The following is an 18,723-nucleotide window of genomic DNA, read 5'->3' on the forward strand; positions in this document are numbered from 1 at the left end:
GTGATATTGCCGATTTAAATAATGCACCTGGAAGATTAGCGGGAAGCATAACGGCAGGGTTATTTGTTGGGGAATTTGCCGAAGATACACCATGGGTCCATCTAGATATTGCTGGAACGGCCTGGCAATCAAAAGCGACAAATCTCGGTCCTATAGGCGGAACAGGCGTGATGGCTCGAACATTAGCAAGGGTTGCTGAAAATTATAAAAGGTTTTAAAAAAAGAAGGAAAAAATTGAAACTTTTTCTAAGGAATACTCGTCTTACAGAAAAGAGGTAAAAGATAGAAGGGTGTTTCAAATGAAAACGTTAAAGGCGTGGAAATGGAGTATCGCGTTTAGTTGCTTTTTTCTTCTTGTCGGTTGTTCTACCGAAGTGAATGAGCAGGAAATTATGGCACAATATGATCAAATCTTAATCGCATCGTCTGAATTGTTTCGTTACCATGTTAAGGAAGAGGACAGCTATTACAATGAACAGTACCAAACTGTTGGCGAGGTTTATTCTTTGTTAGAGGACATAATGACCGATGAAGCGGTTGAACAGCTCATCAATAGTATCTTTATCCGTGAAGATAATCGTTTGTTCTATAATAACCATTTTACGGGTTACTTAGAGGAGGCTAATTTCTTCTCGATTGAGCAAAATGATATGTCTGATTTTTATGTAGCTGTAAGGGAGTCAATCGTGAACCCTGGTTTACGGATGCTGCACATGGACCAGCTTACCCTTGAACAAAGAGGGAGTACCATTACCGTAAACGGATCGAATGTCCCCGTTTATTTTTATGAAGAAGATGACCTTTACTCATCTCAGTACTATGGCCTTCTTGGCTACCCATCACAAGATTACTTGACGTTTTCATTTTCTTTCATAAAAAAAGGGGATAAATTAAAGATGAATGACTATGAGATTACTGCATTTTAACAGAAACCCTCATGAACGGCTCGCTCTTCCCACTGGGATGAAAATACACACCATTCCAATGAAGGTGGTGCGAGCGGAAGTGCTTCATTGCCTCACCAACTTGTGCTGAAGCTCTTCACAGAAAAAGGGGATGGGACCTAACGAACGTGTATGATTGAAAATGCGAACAATGCATAACCTTAGCGAAGGATATTTCCGAAGCGAATGCGATGCAGCAACGATCATGACGTTCGGATTTCTTACCAAAAAAAACTCTTTTGTCCCAACCCAAGAAAAAAAGCAGCCGATTCGGCTGCTTTTTCACTTTTACTCCACGCTCTATACGGCTTGGTTTCTGTTTTGAACAGGGAGTCTTTTTTGTACGGTGCCATAGACGCGATGGGCGACAACTGCTGCTAAAATGGTTACAATAATGTCTTTAATCAGCGGTGCCACCATCCAAGTCCAAGCCATGTAATAGGAAAACCCTTCAGGGGCGTCGGCGATCGTAATGAAGGCAAAGTACATATAATTTGTTCCAAGAACATAATTTATGATTAGCCCCGCAAAACATGCAACGAAAAAGGTTTGAATCGATTTTTCACTGCTTCGCTCAATGATTTTACCCGTAACGTAAGCCACTAAAATAAATGATAGCAAAAAACCGAATGTTGGGCTAATAAATGTACGAAGTCCGCCTGAAAATTGAGAAAAAACGGGGAATCCAGCAAGGCCAACGAGCAGGTAAATAACCATCGCTAATGCCCCGCGTTTACTCCCTAATAATGCCCCAGCTAAAATTGAAAAAAGGGTTTGAAGTGTGACAGGGACCCCTCCAATGACTAAATAAGGGGCTAAGTTTGCACCGATGGCCATTAAAGCAGCAAACATTGGGAGCATGACTAGGTCAATCGTTTGAAACTTCCGTCTTGATGTTGACATATGTTCACCTCTAACGAATGATGGTTAACATAAGAATAAAAAACGTTTCTAATCTTGTCAACATATCGAAATATTCAGTTTACAAAGACATTTCAATGATTAGCTGATCATTGCTTTAAAAACCGTTACAATATGATCGAGAGAAGGAGGAATGAGCATGGAAGAAATACAACGGCCTGCTGGTTTTTGGATTCGCCTGGGAGCCTCGATTTTAGACTCGCTTGTCATTTCGATTCCGATTTTTGTTATCGGTTTTATAATTGGAATGTCTCAAGATGTGCTTGAAGGAATCCAAGGGCTTACAAATGTTTTATATTCACTTATTGTTCCAGTTATTTGGGCTGGGTATACAGTTGGTAAGCGTGTGTGCGGGATTCGAATTGTGAAGGTTGATGGTTCCAATGTTGGGATTGGGACGATGCTCCTGCGGGTAATTGTGGCGGGGTTTGTCTATGTAATAACGCTGGGGATTGCTGCCATAGTAAGTGCATTTATGGTTGCCTTTCGCAAAGATAAACGATCTGTTCACGACTTGATCGCCAATACGTATGTAACCTTTAATAAACCAGAGGAAGCAACAAGTCCTTATCACCAAAATTAAAATAGCGCCAAACATGAAAAGGAGCACTTGCTAATGAGCAGCTGCTCCTTTTTCTAAGGCATTGGAACTCACCAGTGGCTTACATTGATTATTTGACAGCGTCTTTTAATTGTTTGCCAGCTTTAAAGGCAGGTGTTTTTGTTGCAGCAATCTCAATTTCTTCACCAGTTTGTGGGTTGCGTCCTTTTCGAGCGGCGCGCTCTCTTACTTCAAAGTTACCAAAGCCAATAATTTGCACGGTTTCCCCTTTTGATAGTGTTTCAGTAATCAGTTCAAAAGCGGTATTAAGTGCTTGACCTGCATCCTTTTTAGAAAGCTGAGCTCGTTCTGCAACCTGCTGAATCAATTCCGTTTTATTCATACCAATGATTCCTCCCAATTTTTTAGTGAACTAGCATTCGTAGTGCTAACAGCATTTCCACTTTTTAGATACTTATACATAAAAGCATATTAACGATTTACTTTTTAATAGGTTGGGATTTAAGGTGAAGACGGTACAAGGTGGCGTTCACTTCACCTCCTAACACGAGAATTAAACCACTTAGGAAAAACCAAAGCATGAGGATAATAACCCCGCCTAGACTACCATATGTTGCTGTATAATTTCCGAAATTGCTAATGTAAACAGAAAATCCATACGAAATCAATTGCCATCCGGTTGTTGCAAATATAGCCCCAACCATCACATCTCGCAAACGAAGATGAACGTTCGGAGCAAGGGCATAGAGCACCATTAAGACAATGGTCATTAAGCCAATTCCAATTACCCAGCGCAAGATTTGTAAGAAGGAGGCGGTATCAGAAGGTAAAAGGAAAAACGTCTCAAGTGTCTCAATAATTACATGTCCAAAAACAGGCATGAGAAGGGTTGCGACAATAACGATAATCATACCAAGTGTCATGACAATCGATAAAATGCGTAGCTGAAAAAAATGACGTGTCTCTTCAATGTTATACGCACGATTAATGGAGCGAATCAGAGCATTCACACCATTTGATGCTGACCAAACGGTTGCTAAAATACCGATGGAAAGCAGTCCACCTTGAGGTTCAGTAACGACTTCTAAGACCGTGGCGGTAAAGAGTTCTCCTAGTTCACCTGGAATGTAGTCATTGACAAATTCGTAAAGCTGGCCTGGATTCAATGGAAAGTAAGGAAGAAGAGCCAGCATAAAAATCATCAGCGGAAAAATCGAGAGCATAAAATAATAAGCGAGTGTTGCAGCCCAATCTAGCAATGGATCTTTTTTTACTTGTTCAAAAAATTGTTGAAAAAAGGGACGTTTGATCATCATAAGGACTCCTTTTAAAATGGTTAGCAAAGATAGAACACTTTCGTTGAACGCCTCCTTCCCTGTTCCTCTGCGGTTTTTAGAATGATAGATGAAGGGGCAGGTCGTTCGTAACGACAGTTGAATGATAAAGGTATATGAAAAATAAACGGATAATGTATGCTTGCAGGGATTTATTTATGTCTTCCCCTTCCCCAGTAAAAATCAAACTTGTGTATAATGAGGGATATCATACAACAAGAACGCTAAATAAGGAGGATGAAAATGAACCGGACAAAATTATTGCTTCGAACATCTGCCATCTATGCATTAATTGGCACGTTTATTGGATCTCATATGGCTGGGGCTGGTTCAATGCTATTTCGGGCCATTCATGCACACATTCTCGTTGTGGGATGGCTCTCGCTGTTTGCTTTTGCAATCTTTTATCGAGTATTTGCCATTCCAAAGCATTCAAAAATGGCCAACGTTCAAGTATGGACTGCATTTTTTGGGACTTTTGGACTTACGTTTGGCATGTATTTATATTATTTTGATCCAGCCATTTTACCAAGCGTAGTTTATCTCATTTTTTATATCGTCGGTGGAACGGTATTAGTCGTTAGCTTTATCCTTTTTGCAGTTATGACCTATATGTTTGGTGGAGTCATTAAAGAAAAAGAATAGGAGGGAACGTATGCAAACCGTTTATTCTGCGAAAGAAGGAAAAACCATATGGGTGATTTTAATCAGCCTTGCCATTGCAAACCTGGTGTTGATTGATTCCGATTTTCAGTTTCTCCCTTATGTTCTTCTCGCCGTATTTTTTGTGGCGTTGTTTATGAAATACCGTTTAACGGTTTCTGCGCGCACAGTGACCTTTGAAATTCATATCTTTGGGGTGAATGTGTTAAAGCGAGTCATTGAGGCAACTAAAATAAAGAGTGCCTACTTTATGAAAATGGGACGAGGTCACACTGTGTTATTTCTAATGAAAAGGGGAATCCGTTTAAAGCTTACCCGCTTTTCACCTGATTCCTTTCATGAGGACCTCTATCGATTTGCTCAGCGTCATGAGATTCCAATTCATTCTGTAGGATTTTATGAGCCTCCTAATGAAGAAAACGAAAGGGAATCTGAAATGACCTCGAAACCTTAGACAGTTGTCCGTTGATCTACTATACTAGAGGCAAGCTGGTACGAGAAACCACTGGTACGAGAAACCACCGGCAGAGAATTGCATTCACCAGTAATAAATGGGAACTCGTTCGAAAATACAGTTTTGAAAGGGTTAATGAAAGTGTGAGCGAGAGAACTTTTAGGTTTGGGATACGATCCTCGGGCTCTGTCCCTTTATAATACTCAAAAAGGAGAGTTTGTTATGCCAACAGTAGAAAGCTTTGAATTAGATCATACGATTGTAAAAGCTCCGTTTGTTCGTCCTTGCGGGGTACACAAGGTTGGTACAGATGGAGAAGTAAATAAGTTTGATGTTCGCTTTTTTCAACCGAATAAGCAAGCCATGAAGCCAGATGTCATTCATACATTGGAGCATCTGCTTGCCCTCAATATTCGCCGTTTTGCCGAGGAGTATGATCATTTTGACATCATTGATTTATCACCAATGGGTTGCCAAACTGGCTTTTATTTAATCGTCAGCGGTTCTCCGTCTGTTGAAGAAATCCTCGATGTACTTGAAAAAACAATGACGTATTCAATTGAGCTAGAAGAGGTTCCGGCTGCAAATGAAAAGCAGTGCGGTCAAGCGAAGCTCCATGATTTAGAAGGAGCAAAAAAGTTAATGAACTATTGGCTTGAACATGATCGTCAATCTTTAAAAAAAGTGTTTGCTTAAAGCCCAAGTTTACTCGTCCGCCCTCGTAAATTGAGGGTGGTTTTTTTGTAGATTAAACGTAACATTTTTTCCCCTAAGTGTTTGGAACTATCGGTCAACGAAGTCTTAGTTACAAGTGCGAGCAGTAAAGGCTTAAGCAAGGATTATGATCTAGCTTCTAACCGAGTTTGATGTCCTCTATGTCTTTAATATCAGCTTTTAGTACTTCCTCCATAATATGAAGTGCCCACTGATTGGCCGCTTCTGAATTTGAAGCAATCGTGTCCTTTGGTATGACAATTGTGTAATCTCTCATGTACGCATCATTAGCGGTAAATTGGACACACATGTTTCCTGCGACCCCTGTAATGATGAGGTTCTTAATCCCTAAGTGATGAAGCAATAGTTCAAGAGGTGTTTGAAAAAAACCGGAATAGGATGGCTTAAGTATAAAAAAATCATCATCATTTGGCATGAGGATTTCTGCAATCGATCGCCCGCGTACATCATTCTTAAGACAATGTTCAATTAATTGACGGAAATCAGATTGCCATTTTCCATAATTGTCATTCACATAAATGACAGGAACATTTACGCTTTTTGCTCGTTCTTTTAATTTTGCAATCTTTTTAGCTGCAGGAAGTGCATGTTGAAACAGTTTCTCGCCATCTTCAAATTCAAAATCACTAATCATATCAATGACAATCAATGCAGACTTTGCTTTTGCTTCCTCAAGCTTTATTGTCTCATGCTTCAATGAAATCTCTCCTTTTATTAAAGATAGAGGGTCTTATTTTACCGTTAAACTAGTTTTGAAATAAGCAATCTGATGGTATATACATACCCGGGCTTAAAAACAATTGAAACATAGGAAAAGGAGAATGGTTGCTAAATTTTTGTCTTTAGTGTCTTTAGATTGTAGCAAGTTCGCAAGCCGAGCTGCAACAGGAGTCAGGTAGACACAATGGTTGGCTTTTTGAATAAAATAAGGATTATGTCCCTATGCTGATTATGATATGATAGACAAAATGTAAGTACACAGTTATGTGTAAGAATCTCCAAATAAATCATTCAAACTGTTTTTCAATGGAAGGGGAAAGAAGAATGGAGAGAAAAGCGCTTGAAGTATTGCAAATAATAGAGGATAACGGGCGGGTGTCGATTTCCACCTTGGCAAAGATGATTGATGCAACGGAAGAGGAAACAGAGAAAATTTTGAAAACGCTCGAAGAAGAGAAAGTCATTTTAACATATTCAGCGGTTATTGATTGGAGTAAGGTCAAAGAAGTAGAGACCGTGACGGCGATGATCGATGTGAAGGTTACACCGCAACGAGGCGTTGGCTTTGACGAAGTGGCTGAGCGAATTTACAGATTCCCTGAAGTTAAAGCGCTTTATCTAATGTCAGGAGCGTACGATCTATCGGTCGTCATTGAAGGAAAGACGATGTCAGAAATTGCTCGTTTCGTCTCAGAAAAATTATCAACCATCGATTCTGTTCTTTCAACAACGACGCATTTTCAATTAAAGAAATACAAGCATGACGGCGTTGTATTTGAAGAAGACGAAGATGATAAACGAATTGTGGTGACACCATGATGACATCTTCAACACAACAAAGCACACGTCTATCGAAGCGTGTTTCATCCATAAAACCATCGGGTATTCGTCGTTTTTTTGATCTGGCATCAAAGATGGAGAATATTATTTCTCTCGGTGTCGGTGAGCCTGATTTTGTAACGCCTTGGAATGTCCGTGAAGCGAGTATTTCTTCAATGGAACGCGGTTTTACTGCCTATTCAGCAAATGCAGGCATTATCGAGCTCCGTGAAGCGATTGCTCATTACTTATATGAACGATTTCATGTTCGCTATGATCCAGAAACAGAGATCCTTGTTACCGTCGGCGCAAGTGAAGCCATTGATATTGGCATGCGTACGATATTAGATGATGGGGATGAAGTGATTATTGTTGAGCCTACCTTTGTCTCATACGCCCCATTAGTGACAATGGCTGGTGGTGTCCCGGTCCCAGTCGGTACAAAAATTGAAGACAACTTTCAAGTAAGTGCTGCGCAAATTGAAGCAGTCATTACACCAAGAACGAAGGCAGTTATGCTGTGCTTCCCGAACAATCCAACGGGATCAATCATGGGTAGAGAAGAGCTTGAAAAAATTGCTAAGGTTGCTGAAAAGCACGACTTGATTGTTTTTTCAGATGAAATTTATGCTGAGCTTACCTATGATGCTGAGCATGTTTCCTTTGCTACCTTGGAAGGCATGCGAGACCGGACGATTTTAATTTCTGGTTTTTCGAAAGCATTTGCGATGACAGGCTGGCGTCTTGGCTATGTTGCTGCGCCCCCTGATTTATTAGGAGCGATGCTGAAAATCCATCAATATAGTTTAATGTGTGCGCCAACAATGGCTCAACATGGTGCCCTTGAAGCCTTAAAAAGCGGAATGGAAGACATGCGTAAAATGGTGCAATCCTACAAGCAACGGCGGAACTTTGTTGTGAAATCGTTTGCGGAAATTGGCTTGACATGTCATACGCCAGGCGGGGCTTTTTATGCATTCCCATCCGTCAAAAATACGGGGCTGACTTCAGAGGAATTTGCTGAAAAGCTTCTCCTTCAAGAACGTGTTGCGGTCGTACCTGGTAACGTTTTTGGAGAGGGAGGAGAAGGGCATATTCGCTGTTCGTACGCTACATCAATGGAAAATTTAGAAGCCTCCATTGAGCGAATTGGTCGCTTTATTAAGCAATACCAATAAGCTGAGAACCACGCTCTTTGTCGGCGTGGTTTTTTCATGCTAGAAACAACAGCATAAGTTGGTTATTTTTCATGTAACAAAAAAAGACTGACTCAATGGGAGTTTCTCACTCAACTTTATGAAGATCGAGTAAGTGGGTCCTCATGAGTCAACCTCTTCTAAAGGGGGAATACATCTTACATATAGGTATGCCCATTACGATTTAAATGTATACACTTCTTTAGAGGGAAGTTGCGTTTGTGTTCTTGGCTGAAACACGGTAAAATTTTCAACAACTTATACTTTACGATGAGGATGTGAAACAATGAGCCTCGCACGCGTGAAAAAGGAAAACCCATTAATTCATTGCATGACCAATGTAGTGGTCACAAATTTCACCGCGAATGGATTACTCGCCCTAGGTGCATCTCCTGTTATGGCCTATGCTAAAGAGGAAGTTGAGGACATGGCAAAAGTATCAGGTGCCCTTTTGTTAAACATTGGAACGCTGTCAGTTGAACAAATTGATGCAATGATTCTTGCAGGAAAAGCAGCAAATCATGCAGGTGTACCTGTCGTTCTAGATCCCGTTGGGGCAGGAGCAACACCTTTTCGTACGGAGATGACAAAGCGTATCCTTGAAGAAGTAGATATTTCAATTATACGTGGGAATGGCGGGGAGGTTGCCGCATTAATTGGTGAAGCGGGAAAGGTGAAAGGGGTGGATGGGACTATTGAAAGTGACCCCCTTGTCCTTGCTAAAAAAGCTGCCACTAATCTAGACTGTATTGTTTCGGTTACAGGAGAAGTCGATGTGGTAAGTGATGGGCAACAAACGCTTACTGGCTACAATGGACATCCATGGTTAACAAAGGTTGTTGGTACAGGCTGCCTGCTAGGTGCGGTCGTTGCTTCATTTGCTGCTGTGTCAAAAAGTGATTTGCTTGAGGCAACATCCTATTCATTGGCTTATTACGGGGTGTCTGCTGAGAAAGCATTTGCAGAGACAAGCGATAAAGGCTTAGGGAGCTTTCAACAGGCGTTTATCAATCAGCTTGGGCGCGTAACGGATGAAGACGTTCATGCACTACGCCGAAGAGAACGATAGGAGATTTAAGAAGGAAGAGGCGACAACATGAGTAAAGAGTTTGCAGAAATACCGTTGCCGTCATTTTTACAGACGGCTTTACAAGCAATGAACATCAATACGCCGACAGACATTCAAGCAAAAATGATCCCAGAAGCACTGGCTGGTCAAACGGTCGTTGCTCGATCACAAACAGGCACAGGAAAAACATTAGCCTATTTGCTACCAATGCTCGCCAAGGTTAAGGAAGAAGAGCATAAAACACAAGCCCTTGTTCTTGTGCCGACCCAAGAGCTGGCCATGCAAATATTTGAGGTAGCAAAGGCATTAACAGCAGGAACGAATCTCACGGTTGGAACCTTTATCGGCGGGGCGAACATTAAGAGGCAAGTGGAAAAGCTGAAAAAGCAAAAGCCCCATGTTGCCATCGGAACTCCTGGCCGTTTGCTTGAATTGATCGAATTAAAAAAGTTAAAGGTACAAGATGTGACGGTCCTTGCAGTTGATGAAGTTGACCGTATGCGTGGAGATGCTCATGCATGGCAGGCGTTTGAACAGGTAGCAAAGCGAGTTGGCCGTGAGTGTCAATATCTGTTTGTATCAGCAACGCTACCAGAAAATTTTACCGAGCAAATTTCCGATTATGTCTCATTTCCTGTTCAGCTTGAAGCTGAGGGTTCAAAGTTAGAGACTGAACGAGTGAAGCATTATTATGTAACGTGCGAAGAGCGTGAGCGGATCGATGTGGCGCGAAAAGTGATTCATCATGAGAATATCAAGCGAGGCATCGTCTTTGTGAATCGGTTAGAAAAAGTCGCAGAGACGACAGAAAAGCTCAATTATAGAGGGATCAAGGCAGCTGCCCTTTCATCTGATCAGTCAAAGCAAGAACGTGAGCATGCCTTGAATGGATTTCGGCAAGGAACGATTCAGATTTTAGTCGCTTCTGATGTGGCTGCACGGGGGCTAGATGTAGAAGATGTCACGCATATTATTCAGCTTGAAGCACCAAGCCAAGGAGACATGTATTTGCATCGTGCGGGAAGAACGGGACGCATGGGTAAGTCTGGCAAGGTCATTACCCTTTTGTCAGCAAGGGAAATGTTTAAGCTGAAAAAGTATGAAACGGAGCTTGGCTTAAAATTGGAAAGAAGGTTCCTAGCTTATGGGAAGCTTTCTGATCAACCAGTAAAAACCAAACAATTTGAACAGCATACGTCGAACCATAAAAACAAACGATGAGCGCTTCATCGTTTGTTTTTATGTGAAAAGGGGACATAGCTTCAGTGAAAGTTAATAAAACAATGGAGTTCTTCCGCTGATGCCACCTTAATTGAAATGGCATACAGAATGATTGAACAACTCATTTTCATCCCAGTAGGAAGAGCGAGTCACTCATGCTCGTTTCTGTTATCCTAAGAAAGCATAAAATCATTTTTGCGCAAAGTAACAAGCTGTGTTAAAATTAATAAGTTAATAAATAGTTAGGAGATGTTTTTGTATGTCAAATTATGAAGTAGGCAGCGTAGTAGAAGGAAAAGTAACAGGGATTAAGCCATTTGGTGCATTCGTTGCAATCGACGGTGAAAAGCAAGGCTTGGTTCATATTTCTGAGGTAGCTCACGGCTTCGTTAAAGATATTAACGATGTTCTTTCTGTCGGAGATGAAGTACAAGTGAAAGTTATGTCTATCGACGAAGAGTCTGGAAAAATCTCTCTTTCCATCCGTGCGACTCAACCAGCTCCAGAACGTCCAGCACGCCCAAGTAAGCCACGCAGCAACAACACAGCTGGCCCGCGTAACAGTAAGCCGCAGCAACAAAAAGGACAAGGCTTTAACACACTTGAAGATAAGCTTAAAGAGTGGTTAAAGCAGTCAAATGAAATTCAAGCTGATCTTAACAAGCGTGCGAAAAAGTAATTATTGTTGAAGTGCTCATCTTTATGAGTGCTTCTTTTTTTCTATGGAAAAGGGGACGGAGCTTCAGTTCAAGTTGATGAAACAATGAAGTGCTTCCGCTCACACCCCTTCATTGAAAGGTAGCACAGCGTTGCATGACGAACTCGTTTCCATCTCAGTGGGAAGAGGGCTCCGCTCATGCAGGATTCAATGGAAAAGGGGACGGAGCTTCAGTTCAAGTTGATGAAACAATGAAGTGCTTCCGCTCACAATACCTTGAATAAAACAAAGGGATGAAATGGCTCATCCCTTTGTTTTATCTATCGATGATTGTTAACGTTGTGGTTCAGGACTTCGCTCCAACTCTTCATCCGGCTTAAACAATAATGAAATACAATATAAACCAGATAAACCAACAAGTGCATAAATCACGCGTGAAAATGCTGCTGCTTGGCCACCGAAAATGGCTGCCACTAAGTCAAACCGGAAAAATCCAATTAACCCCCAGTTAATGGCACCGATAATGGTTAAAGCAAGGGCAAAACGTTGCAATCCGCTCATAGTTATTCACCTCCGTTATAAAGGGATGGGCACAACCCAAAGGAAGGTGTGCTTCATGTATTAGCATGAGGCTTGTGGCGGTCAAATATACATAAAAGGTAGGGGAGGCTGATTCGTTTACATTCCGTCATCTTTTGGTCATAATAAATAAGAAAAGCGAAGGAGGAAAGGGCATGAATCCATTTGAATTTAGAAACCCAACCAAACTAATCTTTGGTGCGGATCAAACAGATGCTCTTGCTGAAGAGTTTAAAAAATATGGGAAGCGTGTCTTGCTTGTCTATGGCGGTGGTAGCATTAAGCGTAACGGCTTGTATGACCAAGTCATAAATCAGCTGAATGAGGGAGGAGCCTCGGTCACTGAATTATCTGGTGTCGAGCCAAACCCACGTTTAACAACGGTACATAAAGGGATTGACCTATGCAAAGAAAATGAGATTGATTTTATTTTAGCGGTCGGTGGCGGGAGTGTCATCGATGCGGTTAAAGCCATTGCAGTCGGTGCCAAATATGAAGGAGACGTTTGGGATATTATTACGAAAAAAGCGACCGCTGAAGCAGCCCTTCCGTTTGGAACGATTTTGACACTAGCGGCTACCGGAACTGAAATGAATCCTAATTCTGTGATTACGAACTGGGAAACCAATCAAAAGCTTGGCTGGAACAGCCCCCTTGTCTACCCTGCCTTTTCGATTTTAGACCCGAAAAATACGATCACCGTTCCACGAGATCAAACGGTGTATGGCATGGTTGACATGATGAGTCACGTGATTGAAACCTATTTTCACAAAGTGGATAATACACCATTACAGGACCGGATGTGCGAGTCCGTTCTTACAACCGTCATTGAAACGGCTCCAAAGCTACTAGATGATCTTGAAAACCTTGACCACCGGGAAACGATTTTACTTTCTGGTACGATGGCGTTAAACGGTGTCTTATCAATGGGAGCAAGAGGGGACTGGGCGACTCATAATATTGAGCATGCCGTATCAGCCGTGTATGATATCCCTCATGCGGGGGGGCTTGCGATCATTTTCCCTCATTGGTTAAGGTATAGCCTTGATGAAAAAATTGAACGCCATGTCCAGTTGGCGACTCGTGTTTTTCATGTTGATCCAACAGGGAAAACGGATCGTGAAATTGCTCTTGAAGGCATCGAAAGACTCAGTGCATTTTGGACAGAAATCGGTGCACCGAATCGCCTAAAGGATTATGACATTGATGACAGTCAAATTGAGCGGATGGCAGAAATTGCTGCTTCTCGAGGTGAATTTGGAAACTTTAAACGGTTAAACAAAGAAGATGTGGTGAACATTTTAACAGCTGCTCTATAAAGCACTGTCCCCTCTAGCATTAAAAATTGTTAGAGGGTTTTTTAGCTCAAAAAATGCATGTCATAAAAGAGTGAGAATGGTCTTTTTTTGGGCTTAGTATCAAGGTTTTTTAAACTTTTCTTCAGTAAAACGCTTACAATGTTTGTGCGATCTTGATTCTTTAAAAACAATTCTATAAAGTGTAAATGAACTGAAATTTTATGAGGAAAAAGGAGGGCTTTGAGATGAGTGAAAAGGTAACATTTGATTACTCAAAAGCACTGAGCTTCTTCAGTCAACACGAAGTGGATTATTTGCAAGGTGCGGTGAAAGCTGCACACGAAGCTTTACATAATGGAACAGGTGCAGGAAATGACTTTTTAGGCTGGATCGATCTACCAAAAGCTTATGACCGAGAAGAGTTTGCTCGAATTAAGCAAGCAGCCGAAAAGATTAAAGGAGACTCTGACGTTTTACTCGTCATCGGGATTGGTGGCTCATATTTAGGAGCGAGAGCAGCGCTTGAAGCACTGAATCATTCCTTTTATAACATCCTTGATGACAAGGAACGGAAATCACCACAGGTCTTTTTTGTTGGGAATAACATTAGTTCAACGTATGTGAAGGATCTCCTCGGTCTGCTTGAGGGCAAGGATGTATCGCTGAATGTCATTTCAAAATCAGGTACAACAACAGAGCCTGCCATTGCCTTCCGAATTTTCCGTGACTTCCTCGAAAAGAAATATGGAAAAGAAGAAGCATGCAAGCGCATTTATGCGACAACGGATAAAGAAAAAGGCGCGTTAAAAACCCTTGCAAATGAAGAAGGCTATGAAACGTTCATTATTCCTGATGATGTCGGTGGCAGGTTTTCCGTTCTGACGGCTGTTGGATTGCTGCCGATTGCTGTAAGTGGGCTTGACATTGACGCCCTAATGAAAGGTGCAGCAGATGCGAGTGACGATTTTAACAATCCGAACCTAGCGGAGAACCAAGCGTATCAATATGCAGCTGTACGTAATGCGTTTTATGGCAAAGGGAAGTCCATTGAATTGCTTGTTAACTATGAGCCAGCTCTTCAGTATTTTTCTGAATGGTGGAAGCAGCTTTTTGGCGAAAGTGAAGGAAAGGATGGAAAGGGATTGTTCCCAGCCTCTGTTAATTTCTCCACAGACCTTCATTCCATGGGACAGTATGTTCAGGATGGGCGTCGTGACCTTTTTGAGACGGTGTTAAATGTAGAAAAGGTTCGCGAAGAAATAGTGATTGAAAAAGATGAGCTAGATCTTGACGGTTTAAATTACTTAACCGGTAAAACGATGGATTTCGTGAACAAAAAAGCATTTGAAGGCACAATGCTTGCTCACACGGATGGGGGCGTACCAAACCTTATCGTCAACATTCCTGAATTAAATGAGTACCATTTTGGTTATCTTCTTTATTTCTTTGAGAAAGCATGCGGCCTAAGTGGTTATTTGCTTGGTGTTAATCCGTTTGACCAAGAAGGGGTTGAAGCTTACAAGAAAAATATGTTTGCCCTTCTCGGAAAGCCAGGTTTTGAAGCAGAAAAAGCAGAATTAGAAAAACGCTTAAAATAAAGAACGTTGATTAAAAGGGTCTGACTCCTTCATCTTAGGGAGTAGGCCCTTTTTGCCCGTTTACTTGCAGTGACCTTCATTAACGTTAGACGGAGGGATGTTCTCAAGACAGGAGTGTAGTTTTCATGCTACACATAATGAACATGAACTTCGGCAAAACTAACCGTATCCCTTATTGGAGAAAGGATGACGGTGATGATCGAACTCCAGTCTACAGTTGAAAACAAAGAATTTAAGCTAAAGGATCTTGAAGATAAGCTCAAACCTCTCGGCTATACGATTGGAGGAGGTTGGGAGTATGATCACGGCTACTTTGATTACAAGATTGATGAAGATGCAGGCTATACATTTTTACGTCTACCGTTTAAAGCAACGGACGGTGAAATTGGCGAGCGAGGTGTTGTTGTTCAGCTTGGTAAGCCATTTTTAATCAATCATAAAATTAATCAAGGCTTAGATAATCACGTAAATCCGTTTAACGGTCTAATGGATATGAATGCAGCGAGCTTTGTCAATCAGTTCTCTGAGCCTGTGGATAAGGATGCAACGATTGACCAGAAATACATGCCGATTGCTAAAAGCCTGATTCAAGAGCTAGAGATGACATTGCTCTATTGAAGACGTAAAATGAGGAGCAACTGATCCTCAGGTTTAACAAGTATGATGATTTGCAAGCAGTTTATCAACATTGCGCCGTTTAAAAAGATAATAATGACGAAGAGTTTAACGAGAAACGGGGTTTTTCGAACCAACGAACGGAGCGTTGCAGATGTTGCATCCAATGTTTCCACCTTTCATTACACCTTTCAGTATAGCCAAGCCCTTGCCCAATCAACCAAGGGCTGATAAGATTAAAACGGAAAAGGGACGGGGAGGATATTGTTGGATGATCGATGCACTTGTGTTTGCTTTTGCAATGTTTTGTGGCTGGGTCGTGTTTGACACCGTCAAACACCGAAGGCTATCTTTGGAGATTGTTATGAGCGCTCTCGTGGTAGCTGTCATTGCTGGAATTGGCTGGCTGCTGCTTGACCTGATTTTCTAAACTGAATACAAAAAGGAATTGCAAAAACCAAGAAATTTTCATATAATAAGCATGTCGCCAAAATACAAGGGGCATTAGCTCAGCTGGGAGAGCGTTTGGCTGGCAGCCAAAAGGTCAGCGGTTCGATCCCGCTATGCTCCATCGATTAAACAACCGATCAGAAGTCGGTTGTTTTTTTGTCTTTCAGGAGTTGGAGAGCTAGTCGCTTTTGAAGCGGACACAGATTCCTTTATATTTGAAAAAAGATACGTTTGTAGGGTAGAAGTGGACGGAGGAGTCGCTATTTGCAGAAAAATGGATCATGGACAGTCGTGTTGACGAAATAAGCGCTCCTGAGTCCAGATTGGTTAAAGGCAAGTGAGCTTTTTCGCAAATAGAGGATTCCATGTCTGTTTAAAAAAGCAAGGAGAATTTTTTGGGGAACAAAAAATTTCAAATGGAAAATTCAAACGATGAAAAGCGATGAGGCGTTTGGTACTGACTTGACCGATGAGCGATCATACTTTCAACGAATACACGACAGGGATGTGTGTAACGGATTCCCAATCAGAAGTACGATAACAGTGCAGTATTCATTAATTTTTTTCCACTTTTATGAAAAGGTTTGCTTAATTGCTTCAGCTTATAAGCGCGTGCCCTCTCTTTTCCGCTTGCTACGCTTAGAATTTGTAGCTCAACTCGTTTATGTAAGATGCGTCTGGCATGACGAGTGCTTTTCCTTAGGTGGTTCGCAATCTCAAGTGGGGTAACTGGACGTAGTAAACGATGTGCAAAACGTACAACCGCTGCTTCCAGCCATGACAGGTCGGGTTAGAAAAGTCGCAGACACTACTATAATGCTAATAAATTACACCCAACGTCCGTGATTCTCACTACCCGTTTACATTGACAACAAACCACATTTCTTTTTAACTATATTTAAGAGACTATACTAAGAAATTGGAGCAATTACATGATGTATAAAAATTTAGAAGAGTCTATCCTCGATTTGGAAAAGAACGGACATTTGATTCGTGTTCACGAAGAAGTTGACCCATATCTTGAAATGGCTGCGATTCACATGAAAGTTCATGAGGCTGGAGGACCTGCGTTGTTATTTGAAAATGTAAAAGGTACAAAATTTCGCGCAGTATCCAACCTTTTTGGTACAGTAGAACGCAGTAAGTTTCTTTTTCGTAGCACACTAGAAGCGGTACAAAATGTCATCAATCTGCGCAATGATCCGATGAAAGCTTTAAAAAATCCATTTAAGCACATTGGAACTGGCTTAGCTGCTTATAAAGCGCTGCCTTTAAAAAAGGCAAATGGTTTGCCGGTTTCTGCTCAAGAGGTAAAGATTTCTGACCTCCCACTCATCCATCATTGGCCTGATGACGGCGGTGCTTTTGTCACCCTTCCTCAAGTATATTCGGAAGATCCAGAAAAACCAGGCATTATGAATGCTAACCTTGGCATGTACCGGATTCAACTCACTGGAAACGAGTATGAAGTTGACAAGGAAATCGGTTTGCATTATCAAATTCACCGAGGTATCGGAGTCCATCAGGAAAAGGCGAATAACCAAGGAGCCCCCTTGAAAGTCAGTATTTTTATTGGCGGCCCTCCAGCCCATACGTTGGCGGCAGTTATGCCCTTACCAGAAGGGTTAAGTGAGATAACATTTGCTGGTTTGCTATCTGGACGCCGTTTTCGTTACAGCTATAAGGATGGTTTTTGTATTAGCAATGATGCTGATTTTGTCATTACAGGAGAAATTCATCCAGGAGAAACGAAGCCAGAGGGTCCATTTGGCGATCATCTAGGCTATTACAGTCTAATACATCCTTTTCCCGTAATGAAGGTCCATAAAGTCTATGCTAAGCCCAATGCGATTTGGCCATTTACTGTCGTAGGACGACCGCCTCAGGAAGATACTGCTTTTGGTGCACTCATTCATGAACTAACGGGTGATGCGATTTCACAGGAAATTCCTGGGGTGAAGGAAGTTCATGCGGTTGATGCGGCCGGTGTGCACCCATTGCTTTTCGCGATTGGCAGCGAACGTTACACACCTTATCAACAAGTGAAGCAGCCGACTGAATTGCTCACCATTGCCAATCGAATTTTAGGTACTGGACAGGTTAGTTTAGCGAAGTATTTATTTATTACGGCAGAAGAGAACCAACCATTAGATACCCATAAAGAAGTGGATTTTTTAACCTATATTTTAGAAAGAATCGATCTTCGCCGAGACATTCATTTTTATACAAATACGACCATCGATACGCTCGATTATTCTGGCACTGGATTAAATAGCGGCAGCAAAGTTGTTTTTGCAGCTTACGGGGATATAAAAAGGGAACTGTGCAAAGAAGTACCTAGTGAATTGAATGAATTGCGAGGATTTGAAAATGCGCGTTTAGTAATGCCTGGCGTTGTTGCGATACAAGGCCCGACATTTTCAACTTACGAGAAAGCGCAACTAGAATTGGAAGCTTTAAGTAAAGCGGTTCAATCGAAAGGCACGCTGTCTTCTTGCCCGATGATCATCCTATGCGATGACAGTCATTTTGTTAGCAAGACGTTAAAAAATTTCATGTGGGTAACATTTACACGAAGTAATCCCTCACATGATATCTATGGTGTAAATAGCTATTATGAAAACAAGCATTGGGCATGTGATAATATCATGATTGATGCACGGATTAAACCGCATCACGCACCGCCGCTAATCGCCGATCCAACGGTAGAGAAGAACATCGAGCGATTCTTTGTCAAAGGTGCCAGTTTGGAAGGAGTAAAGATAGATTGACTGAGAAGCAATAGAGATGCTGAAGCACTAACAAGAGATGATGATCTTTAACTAGTTATTGTGAATAATCATAGCGAGAGAGCGCCACCCTGTCAATGTGGAGGTCAGTGGTGCAA

The 18,723-nt window shown here is 41.6% G+C and carries 21 protein-coding genes, 1 tRNA gene and 2 pseudogenes; 17 read left to right on the forward strand and 7 right to left on the reverse strand.

Translation table 11 applies throughout. The annotated features are described in order from the left end of the window. Together BLT_RS21330 and BLT_RS0103425 are read left to right on the forward strand one after the other, a co-directional pair. Positions 1-218, forward strand: a pseudogene (locus BLT_RS21330) (leucyl aminopeptidase); the annotation flags it as partial. Positions 219-299: 81 nt separating this feature from the next. Next, positions 300-926 carry a hypothetical protein gene (locus BLT_RS0103425; RefSeq protein WP_017726414.1) on the forward strand — a complete coding sequence of 209 codons (627 nt, stop codon included), beginning with the start codon at positions 300-302 and terminating at the stop codon, positions 924-926. Between the two features lie 318 nt (positions 927-1,244). On the opposite strand, the gene BLT_RS0103435 is transcribed toward BLT_RS0103425, so the two are convergent. Further along, positions 1,245-1,847 carry a biotin transporter BioY gene (locus tag BLT_RS0103435; protein WP_017726416.1) on the reverse strand — a complete coding sequence of 201 codons (603 nt, stop codon included), beginning with the start codon at positions 1,845-1,847 and terminating at the stop codon, positions 1,245-1,247. Positions 1,848-2,004: 157 nt separating this feature from the next. Between BLT_RS0103435 and BLT_RS0103440 the strand changes: the two genes are divergently transcribed. After that, positions 2,005-2,448, forward strand: a complete 444-nt coding sequence (locus tag BLT_RS0103440; protein WP_017726417.1) for an RDD family protein — start codon at positions 2,005-2,007, stop codon at positions 2,446-2,448. A gap of 88 nt (positions 2,449-2,536) precedes the next feature. Here the strand turns inward: BLT_RS0103440 and BLT_RS0103445 are convergent, their stop codons facing one another. Both BLT_RS0103445 and BLT_RS0103450 read right to left on the reverse strand, forming a co-directional pair. Next, the gene (locus tag BLT_RS0103445) at positions 2,537-2,809 is read right to left on the reverse strand and encodes an HU family DNA-binding protein (protein ID WP_017726418.1); all 273 of its coding nucleotides are present in this window, start codon (positions 2,807-2,809) and stop codon (positions 2,537-2,539) included. A gap of 97 nt (positions 2,810-2,906) precedes the next feature. After that, on the reverse strand, positions 2,907-3,740 hold the full coding sequence (locus BLT_RS0103450; RefSeq protein WP_017726419.1) for a YihY/virulence factor BrkB family protein: 834 nt from the start codon (positions 3,738-3,740) through the stop codon (positions 2,907-2,909). A gap of 264 nt (positions 3,741-4,004) precedes the next feature. Between BLT_RS0103450 and BLT_RS0103455 the strand changes: the two genes are divergently transcribed. The 3 genes from BLT_RS0103455 to BLT_RS0103465 all read left to right on the forward strand — a co-directional run bounded on the left by BLT_RS0103455 (position 4,005) and on the right by BLT_RS0103465 (position 5,574). Continuing rightward, the gene (locus tag BLT_RS0103455) at positions 4,005-4,406 is read left to right on the forward strand and encodes a hypothetical protein (protein ID WP_017726420.1); all 402 of its coding nucleotides are present in this window, start codon (positions 4,005-4,007) and stop codon (positions 4,404-4,406) included. Between the two features lie 10 nt (positions 4,407-4,416). Then, the gene (locus tag BLT_RS0103460; protein ID WP_017726421.1) at positions 4,417-4,878 is read left to right on the forward strand and encodes a hypothetical protein; all 462 of its coding nucleotides are present in this window, start codon (positions 4,417-4,419) and stop codon (positions 4,876-4,878) included. A gap of 222 nt (positions 4,879-5,100) precedes the next feature. Beyond that, positions 5,101-5,574: an S-ribosylhomocysteine lyase gene (locus BLT_RS0103465; protein WP_017726422.1), complete on the forward strand. Its 474-nt coding sequence runs from the start codon at positions 5,101-5,103 to the stop codon at positions 5,572-5,574. A gap of 157 nt (positions 5,575-5,731) precedes the next feature. Here BLT_RS0103465 and BLT_RS0103470 read toward each other — a convergent pair whose 3' ends face one another. Continuing rightward, entirely contained in the window at positions 5,732-6,310 is a 579-nt protein-coding gene (locus BLT_RS0103470) for a cysteine hydrolase family protein (protein WP_017726423.1), read from the reverse strand. Positions 6,311-6,657: 347 nt separating this feature from the next. On the opposite strand from BLT_RS0103470, the gene BLT_RS0103475 reads away from it, so the two are divergent. From BLT_RS0103475 to yugI, 5 genes are all read left to right on the forward strand, one after another. After that, a complete protein-coding gene (locus BLT_RS0103475) occupies positions 6,658-7,152 on the forward strand; it encodes an Lrp/AsnC family transcriptional regulator (RefSeq protein ID WP_017726424.1) in 495 nt (164 codons plus the stop codon). Further along, a complete protein-coding gene (locus BLT_RS0103480; RefSeq protein ID WP_017726425.1) occupies positions 7,152-8,330 on the forward strand; it encodes an aminotransferase in 1,179 nt (392 codons plus the stop codon). Before BLT_RS0103475 ends, BLT_RS0103480 begins: the two co-directional genes overlap by 1 nt. A gap of 304 nt (positions 8,331-8,634) precedes the next feature. Beyond that, entirely contained in the window at positions 8,635-9,417 is a 783-nt protein-coding gene (gene thiM / locus BLT_RS0103485; RefSeq protein WP_017726426.1) for a hydroxyethylthiazole kinase, read from the forward strand. A gap of 27 nt (positions 9,418-9,444) precedes the next feature. Beyond that, the gene (locus tag BLT_RS0103490) at positions 9,445-10,638 is read left to right on the forward strand and encodes a DEAD/DEAH box helicase (protein ID WP_017726427.1); all 1,194 of its coding nucleotides are present in this window, start codon (positions 9,445-9,447) and stop codon (positions 10,636-10,638) included. Between the two features lie 259 nt (positions 10,639-10,897). Then, positions 10,898-11,317 (forward strand): S1 domain-containing post-transcriptional regulator GSP13, encoded by a 420-nt coding sequence (yugI, locus tag BLT_RS0103495; RefSeq protein ID WP_017726428.1) that lies wholly within the window; start codon positions 10,898-10,900, stop codon positions 11,315-11,317. Positions 11,318-11,629: 312 nt separating this feature from the next. Here the strand turns inward: yugI and BLT_RS0103505 are convergent, their stop codons facing one another. Next, positions 11,630-11,857, reverse strand: coding sequence for a DUF378 domain-containing protein (locus tag BLT_RS0103505; protein ID WP_017726430.1), 228 nt, complete (start codon positions 11,855-11,857; stop codon positions 11,630-11,632). A gap of 173 nt (positions 11,858-12,030) precedes the next feature. Between BLT_RS0103505 and BLT_RS0103510 the strand changes: the two genes are divergently transcribed. From BLT_RS0103510 to BLT_RS0103520, 3 genes are all read left to right on the forward strand, one after another. Further along, on the forward strand, positions 12,031-13,194 hold the full coding sequence (locus BLT_RS0103510) for an iron-containing alcohol dehydrogenase (RefSeq protein WP_017726431.1): 1,164 nt from the start codon (positions 12,031-12,033) through the stop codon (positions 13,192-13,194). Between the two features lie 224 nt (positions 13,195-13,418). Further along, a complete protein-coding gene (locus tag BLT_RS0103515) occupies positions 13,419-14,771 on the forward strand; it encodes a glucose-6-phosphate isomerase (RefSeq protein WP_017726432.1) in 1,353 nt (450 codons plus the stop codon). Between the two features lie 195 nt (positions 14,772-14,966). Next, complete coding sequence (locus BLT_RS0103520) at positions 14,967-15,389, forward strand: YugN-like family protein (RefSeq protein ID WP_026104972.1); 423 nt, start codon at positions 14,967-14,969, stop codon at positions 15,387-15,389. On the opposite strand, the gene BLT_RS0103525 is transcribed toward BLT_RS0103520, so the two are convergent. Further along, positions 15,383-15,562 carry a hypothetical protein gene (locus tag BLT_RS0103525; RefSeq protein WP_017726434.1) on the reverse strand — a complete coding sequence of 60 codons (180 nt, stop codon included), beginning with the start codon at positions 15,560-15,562 and terminating at the stop codon, positions 15,383-15,385. The genes BLT_RS0103520 and BLT_RS0103525 overlap by 7 nt on opposite strands. Before the next feature lie 95 nt (positions 15,563-15,657). Between BLT_RS0103525 and BLT_RS24190 the strand changes: the two genes are divergently transcribed. Both BLT_RS24190 and BLT_RS0103535 read left to right on the forward strand, forming a co-directional pair. Continuing rightward, on the forward strand, positions 15,658-15,816 hold the full coding sequence (locus BLT_RS24190) for a hypothetical protein (protein ID WP_017726435.1): 159 nt from the start codon (positions 15,658-15,660) through the stop codon (positions 15,814-15,816). 68 nt (positions 15,817-15,884) lie between these two features. Continuing rightward, positions 15,885-15,957 (forward strand) — tRNA-Ala (locus BLT_RS0103535). 474 nt (positions 15,958-16,431) lie between these two features. Here BLT_RS0103535 and BLT_RS24375 read toward each other — a convergent pair. Further along, a pseudogene (locus tag BLT_RS24375) lies at positions 16,432-16,620 on the reverse strand (transcriptional regulator); the annotation flags it as partial. Between the two features lie 151 nt (positions 16,621-16,771). Between BLT_RS24375 and BLT_RS0103540 the strand changes: the two are divergent. After that, on the forward strand, positions 16,772-18,607 hold the full coding sequence (locus BLT_RS0103540; RefSeq protein WP_026104973.1) for a UbiD family decarboxylase: 1,836 nt from the start codon (positions 16,772-16,774) through the stop codon (positions 18,605-18,607). Positions 18,608-18,723 lie beyond the last annotated feature (116 nt).

The organism is Halalkalibacterium ligniniphilum, assembly GCF_000334155.1.
In the GTDB taxonomy this organism is placed as follows: domain Bacteria; phylum Bacillota; class Bacilli; order Bacillales; family Bacillaceae_D; genus Halalkalibacterium; species Halalkalibacterium ligniniphilum.

What these genes read in the sequence shown, in the direction of transcription:
- BLT_RS0103505 (WP_017726430.1), bottom strand. Translation starts at nt 11,857, where the DNA reads ATGAGCGGATTGCAACGTTTTGCCCTTGCTTTAACCATTATCGGTGCC.
- yugI (WP_017726428.1), top strand. Translation starts at nt 10,898, where the DNA reads ATGTCAAATTATGAAGTAGGCAGCGTAGTAGAAGGAAAAGTAACAGGG.
- BLT_RS0103540 (WP_026104973.1), top strand. Translation starts at nt 16,772, where the DNA reads ATGTATAAAAATTTAGAAGAGTCTATCCTCGATTTGGAAAAGAACGGA.
- thiM (WP_017726426.1), top strand. Translation starts at nt 8,635, where the DNA reads ATGAGCCTCGCACGCGTGAAAAAGGAAAACCCATTAATTCATTGCATG.
- BLT_RS0103425 (WP_017726414.1), top strand. Translation starts at nt 300, where the DNA reads ATGAAAACGTTAAAGGCGTGGAAATGGAGTATCGCGTTTAGTTGCTTT.
- BLT_RS0103475 (WP_017726424.1), top strand. Translation starts at nt 6,658, where the DNA reads ATGGAGAGAAAAGCGCTTGAAGTATTGCAAATAATAGAGGATAACGGG.
- BLT_RS0103445 (WP_017726418.1), bottom strand. Translation starts at nt 2,809, where the DNA reads ATGAATAAAACGGAATTGATTCAGCAGGTTGCAGAACGAGCTCAGCTT.
- BLT_RS0103435 (WP_017726416.1), bottom strand. Translation starts at nt 1,847, where the DNA reads ATGTCAACATCAAGACGGAAGTTTCAAACGATTGACCTAGTCATGCTC.
- BLT_RS0103450 (WP_017726419.1), bottom strand. Translation starts at nt 3,740, where the DNA reads ATGATCAAACGTCCCTTTTTTCAACAATTTTTTGAACAAGTAAAAAAA.
- BLT_RS0103455 (WP_017726420.1), top strand. Translation starts at nt 4,005, where the DNA reads ATGAACCGGACAAAATTATTGCTTCGAACATCTGCCATCTATGCATTA.
- BLT_RS0103520 (WP_026104972.1), top strand. Translation starts at nt 14,967, where the DNA reads ATGATCGAACTCCAGTCTACAGTTGAAAACAAAGAATTTAAGCTAAAG.
- BLT_RS0103440 (WP_017726417.1), top strand. Translation starts at nt 2,005, where the DNA reads ATGGAAGAAATACAACGGCCTGCTGGTTTTTGGATTCGCCTGGGAGCC.
- BLT_RS0103515 (WP_017726432.1), top strand. Translation starts at nt 13,419, where the DNA reads ATGAGTGAAAAGGTAACATTTGATTACTCAAAAGCACTGAGCTTCTTC.
- BLT_RS0103465 (WP_017726422.1), top strand. Translation starts at nt 5,101, where the DNA reads ATGCCAACAGTAGAAAGCTTTGAATTAGATCATACGATTGTAAAAGCT.
- BLT_RS24190 (WP_017726435.1), top strand. Translation starts at nt 15,658, where the DNA reads ATGATCGATGCACTTGTGTTTGCTTTTGCAATGTTTTGTGGCTGGGTC.
- BLT_RS0103490 (WP_017726427.1), top strand. Translation starts at nt 9,445, where the DNA reads ATGAGTAAAGAGTTTGCAGAAATACCGTTGCCGTCATTTTTACAGACG.
- BLT_RS0103510 (WP_017726431.1), top strand. Translation starts at nt 12,031, where the DNA reads ATGAATCCATTTGAATTTAGAAACCCAACCAAACTAATCTTTGGTGCG.
- BLT_RS0103480 (WP_017726425.1), top strand. Translation starts at nt 7,152, where the DNA reads ATGACATCTTCAACACAACAAAGCACACGTCTATCGAAGCGTGTTTCA.
- BLT_RS0103460 (WP_017726421.1), top strand. Translation starts at nt 4,417, where the DNA reads ATGCAAACCGTTTATTCTGCGAAAGAAGGAAAAACCATATGGGTGATT.